The organism is Aminobacter sp. P4_H6_2 (assembly GCF_056400805.1).
On sequence record NZ_JBFUKO010000356.1, the window covers coordinates 1 to 5527 of the forward strand.

Below are 5527 nucleotides of genomic sequence, written 5' to 3' on the forward strand. Positions count from 1 at the left end.
CCTATTTCCACACTGAGCGCGGTGTGGTGAAGTCGGTCGACGGCATTTCCTTTTCTCTCGCCAAGGGCGAGATCATGGGACTGGTCGGCGAGTCCGGTTCGGGCAAATCAATCACCGGCTTTTCCATCATTGGGCTGATCGATCAGCCGGGCAAGATACAGGACGGCAGCTCCATCCGGCTCAATGGACGAGAGCTGGTCGGCCTGCCGCAGGCGGAGCTGCGCAAAATCCGCGGTCGCGAAATCTCGATGGTCTTCCAGGACCCGATGATGACCCTCAACCCGGTGCTGAAGATCATCGACCAGATCGGCATGGCGATCCGCGCCCATAACAAGGCCTCTGACGCCGAGGTCAGGCGACGCGCCGTCGAGGCACTGGCACGGGTGCGCATCGTCGACCCAGAGCACAAGGTCGACCAGTATCCGCATCAGTTCTCCGGCGGCATGCGCCAGCGCGTCGCCATCGCAATCGCGCTGCTGCACAACCCCAAGCTGGTGATCGCCGACGAACCGACGACCGCGCTCGACGTGTCGGTGCAGGCCGACATCCTGAAGGAGATCAAGGCGCTCGTTGCCGAGCTCGGCATCTCGATGATCTGGGTCAGTCACGATCTGGCGGTCGTTTCGTCGATCTCGCAGAAAGTCGCTGTCATGCGCCATGGCCGCATCGTCGAGTCGGGTCCAATGGATCAGGTGCTTGGCGCGCCGCAACACGCCTATACGCGCGAACTTCTCGATGCTTTGCCGTCGCGCTCCAAGCCCGGCCAGCTGCTGAACTCGGCCACGACCGAGGCGGCGGGGCCGATCGATGCGCCGGCCACCGCCGTTCCCGCAACCGAGCCCTCCGGATCGGATGCTTCGTTCGTGCAGGTCGACAACGTCGACATGATCTTCCAGCAGCCAGTGGGTCGCTTCCGTCTGGCCGAGCGGCTGGGGCTCGCTAGGCCGTCGCCGGTCGTGCACGCGGTCAACGGCGCCAAGCTGACTATCGCGCGTGGTGAAGTGCTTGGGCTGGTCGGCGAATCCGGCTCCGGCAAGTCGACGCTCGGGCGCATCGTCTGCGGCATGTRCAGCCCGACCAGCGGAGCGGTGCGTGTCAACGGGCGCGTCGTGCGCGCCGACGGTAGCAAGCTTGGCACGAATGTGCAGATGATCTTCCAGGACCCCTACGCTTCTTTGGATCCGCGCCGCACGATCTTCCAGTCCATGGCCGAAGGTCCGATCGCGCACCGTCTGTGCAGCCGCGCCGAAGCACGCGCCTATGTGAACCGCTGGCTGAAGGCGGTGGCGCTTGACCCTGTGCTCGCCGACCGCTATCCGCACCAGTTCTCCGGCGGACAGCGCCAGCGCATCGCCATTGCCCGCGCGCTGGCCATGCAGCCCGAACTGATTGTCTGCGACGAGCCGGTGGCCTCGCTCGACGTTTCGATCCAGGCGCAGGTCATCAACCTGTTGATCACATTGCGCCGCAGCCTGAATCTGACGCTGCTGTTCATCAGCCATGACTTGTCCGTGGTCCGCCACCTCTGCGACCGCGTCGTGGTGATGCGGCGCGGTGAGATCGTCGAGGAGGCGGAGGTGAGCACGCTGTTTGACGAACCTGCCCACGCCTACACGAAGATGCTGCTCGCAGCCGTCCCACAGCTCTCCGTCTAGGCCACGGCGCTGTCACATTGTCTGCGGCGTAAGGTTCGTGGACAATGGGGCCAAGCGATGCAATGGCCGAGAAGGAAGGYAACGCGAGGCTCGCATTGGGCGAGTACTGCTGATGTGCAGGCCGTTTTTCCAAAGGCGAAGGTGGTGAACGGTGAACGTGTCCGCTTCGAGGTTGCTAGGGGCAACTACCGACCTCATCTCTGCTATTCATGGCAGGAGGGGAGAACGCTTAAAGCGGACCTTGCAGATCGCAGTGGTCTTGGATCATATCTGTCGCAGGTTTTTGGGAACTCTGCAAAACCAGGACACACAGCGCTCGACACAACTGATTTTAACGAACTTCGTCAGTCTACGTAACATAGTTGCAATTAGTGTGGGGCTATCGTGCTGTTGCGATTTGGCGAAAATTATCAACACCTGATCCAGGCTCGGGACTCCGCCTGTCGCAATCGCCAAGAGCAATCAATCTTCGCCCGCATAGGCGCGGTTCTGTCGCCTTGGTATGCCGTTGTCATTGCCTTATCCCTCTGCAGCGCACATTCCGTATATGGCGCGGACGCTACCCTCGACGTGCCGGAAGATCACGGCCTGGTGAAACCTCCAAACTGGGCCTTGCAGGTCACGCCCTATATGTGGGCGGCCGGCCTCGATGGACATATTTCGCCGTTCGGGCGGGCCCCGACCATCGGCGTCGAAAAGTCATTCTCCGACGTCATAGACGACCTAAACTTCGGCGGTTTCGTCAATATTTGGGGACGCTACGACCGCTTGGTCTTCTCGGGCGACATCATGTATGTCGATACGACGGACAGCCACGATACCGGACCGCTGCCGGCATTCACGATCCCCGGCGTCGGCGTGATACCGTCGGGCGGCAACATCGATGCGAAGGTCGATACGAAACAATTCACCGCGACATTGATGGGCGGCTACCGGGTCATCGATACGCAGCAGTTCACCCTCGATGCCCTTGGCGGCGCGCGCTTCTGGTACATCTCTAACGATGTAAAGCTTACCGGGAGCCTTGGCGGTATAAGCGGGTCCGTCAGCCACGACGAGAGCTTCGGCTGGGTCGATCCGCTGGTCGGCCTGCGCGCCTTCCTTCCCCTAACGGAAAAGCTGTCCCTTCAGGGGCAGGCCGACATCGGTGGCTTCGGCGCTGGTTCCGATCTCACATGGTCGGCGCTGGCTACCGTCAACCACGTCTTCAGCGAGCACCTTTCCGCCTCCGTGGGCTACAAGGTGCTCGACGTCGATTACGATCACAACGGTCACGTCTATGACACGCGCCTCAGCGGCCCGGTTCTCGGCATGACCTATCGGTTCTGATCGGCAAAGGTTTCGCGCAGTTTTCTTACGGATTGGTGTTCAACATGTCTCGATTCACACGCATTCTAGCCGCCTTGACTGCCGCTGCGGCGYTGCTGACCGCCGAGGCCCAGGCCTGCACACGGGTCGTCTATCAGGGGCCTGACGGGCGGAATCTCACGGGCCGCAACATGGACTTCAAGGATCCGATGGTCAGCAACTTCTGGGTCTTTCCTCGCGGGATGAAACGAAATGGAGCCGCCGGTTCGCGTTCGATGGAATGGACATCGAAGTTCGGCAGCCTGGCCGTCTCCGGCTATGACATCTCTACGGTCGACGGCATGAACGAAGCCGGCCTCAACGCCAGCCTGCTATGGCTCAACGCCACAAAGTTCCCGGAGGACGACGGGACGACGCCTCGTATGTCCCTCTCGATCTGGGCGCAGTTCTACCTCGATCAGTTCGCAACGGTCTCGGAGGGCGTCGAATACGCGCGCAGCCATGCCGTGGAGGTGGTAAGCGGTGAGGTGCCGGGCCGTCCAGGCAGTCTCGCACCGCTGCATCTGACGCTCTCCGATGCCACCGGTGACAGTGCCGTTCTTGAGTGGATCGACGGAAAGCTTAGCATCCATCATGACCGCGCGTATCAGGTGGTAACGAACGACCCGCCCTATGGCGACCAGCTCGCCAACCAGAGATACTGGAGCGCGGTCGACTCCCTCAAATTCCTCCCCGGCAGTGGCCGTTCCGAAGACCGTTTTGTGCGCGCCGGCTTCTACATCAATGYGGTGACCCAAAGCGACGACCCTCGGATTGCCGCCGCTGCTGTGTTCAGCGTTATCCGCAACGCTTCGGCACCCTATGGCGTAAGCATTCCCGAAGCACCTAACCTTTCCACGACCCGCTGGCGTGTGGTGGCGGATCAGAAGAGCATGCTTTTCTATGGCGAATCGGCAACGTCACCCAACGTTTTCTGGGTGGATTTGAAGAAGCTCGACTTCTCCGAAGGCGCGCATGTCCGCAAACTGGATCTCGGGGTGGACATGGCCCGTGTCCTTGCCGGCGAGGCATCGAGCCAGTTCGTCCCTGCAAAGCCGTTCGACTTCATGGAGGCCGAATGAAGGAAAGTAGAGTATGACGGACGGATATGAAGGTTCGCTCCTCGCCTTGTGGTAGAAACGTTACCGTCGCGACCAAGGCTGCTTTTTGGCCAGCCGATTGGAAACCCGCCAGTCCGTTTCCCACCCCGAATTCGACGCTGCGTGGCGACTGGTGACCTTTGGCAGCAAACGACCTCATTGTCGCCGTTCGGGGTGCCTCCGTCGCCGCGCGAAACTTGCCATTCGTTCGGTTTCCCACGGACGGCAGAGCGGGGGCCGTTTGCAGATGGTCCGGATTTGGGAACATCCGGCGATAAGCCGCCATTCGTGCCCTGTGCAAGTTCCCTACTGCCTACTAGCCCGCGGCCCTGGCTGATGCTGTCTGGAACAGCGTCGCTGACCCGCCGAAAGATAGCCCCCAGATGACCGTGCTGACGACAGCGTACGATCCTCACTTCACGCATGACTCTCAGCCACCCGGCTTGGAAGCTATCGATGCCGAAAGGCAGGGTCACAGGCAGCAGAGACCTCGCAACTAGGCTAGATCGAACGTATCATTCCCCCGTCGACCCTTATGAGCGAACCTGTCACGTAGGACGCTCGCTCGCTTGCCAGAAATGTCACCACGTCGRCAAACTCCTCCGGTCTGCCATACCGGCCTACCGGAATGGTCGCCGCCGACTGACGCGCAACTTCCACAGGGTCGGTGCCAGTCCGTTGCGCGGCACTGGCATCGAGAGAAGCGACCCGCTCGGTTCCAATCCTTCCTGGCAACACCACGTTGGTGGTGATGCCGTGCCCCGCAACTTCGCCAGCCAGTGTCTTCGACCACCCGACCAATGCAGCGCGCACTCCGTTGGAAATGGCCAGATTGGCGATGGGCTGCTCGACACCGGAGGACGCAATCGTGACGATGCGTCCCCAACCGCGTTTCTTCATAGCTGGCAGGAGCGCCTGCGTGAGATGGATAACGTTGGCTGTCATGGCCTCGAATTGAGCGATCCAGTCGGCACGCGGCGCGTTTTCCGCACTCGATGGCGCTGGTCCCCCGCTGTTGTTGACGAGAATATCGACACCACCGGCAGCATCAATCTGCCGTGCCAACGCCTCCACCGAGGCAAGATCGGCGAGGTCGAGACGCAAGGAGGTGACTGCCGCCTCCTTTTCCGCGGGAAGCGTTGCGACCCATTCGGCGATCCGGTCAGTGTTCCGCGCGGCTGCATAGACATTTGCCCCCTCCATCGCCAGCGATCTCGCAATGGCGGCACCAAGGCCCCGRCTGGCGCCCAGAACGAGAGCCTTCTTGCCCGACAAGCCGAGTTCCATATTAGCCGATCCTTTCGAGATAGCGCGCCTGGCGTTCGACCAGGAAGGCGATGTCCTTTAGGTCCAGCGCGTTGAGAAGCTGGCGCGGCTTGCGCATGACTGGCGACTTGATGGCGCCACGCTGCGCCAGGATATGCT

General features: G+C 61.3%; 4 protein-coding genes. 3 read left to right on the plus strand and 1 reads right to left on the minus strand.

Annotation, left to right across the window (positions count from 1 at the left end; genetic code table 11):
- The 3 genes from AC1DUU_RS21520 to AC1DUU_RS21530 all read left to right on the plus strand — a co-directional run.
- Positions 1-1655 (plus strand): dipeptide ABC transporter ATP-binding protein (locus AC1DUU_RS21520; protein ID WP_476785425.1); only part of this gene is annotated, 1655 nt, incomplete at its 5' end.
- Positions 1656-2168: 513 nt separating this feature from the next.
- Positions 2169-2984 carry a porin family protein gene (locus tag AC1DUU_RS21525; RefSeq protein WP_476785428.1) on the plus strand — a complete coding sequence of 272 codons (816 nt, stop codon included), beginning with the start codon at positions 2169-2171 and terminating at the stop codon, positions 2982-2984.
- Between the two features lie 74 nt (positions 2985-3058).
- Positions 3059-4084, plus strand: coding sequence for a linear amide C-N hydrolase (locus tag AC1DUU_RS21530; RefSeq protein ID WP_476785426.1), 1026 nt, complete (start codon positions 3059-3061; stop codon positions 4082-4084).
- A 519-nt stretch (positions 4085-4603) separates the two neighbouring features.
- Here the strand turns inward: AC1DUU_RS21530 and AC1DUU_RS21535 are convergent.
- On the minus strand, positions 4604-5389 hold the full coding sequence (locus AC1DUU_RS21535; protein WP_476785427.1) for an SDR family oxidoreductase: 786 nt from the start codon (positions 5387-5389) through the stop codon (positions 4604-4606).
- Positions 5390-5527: the final 138 nt, after the last annotated feature.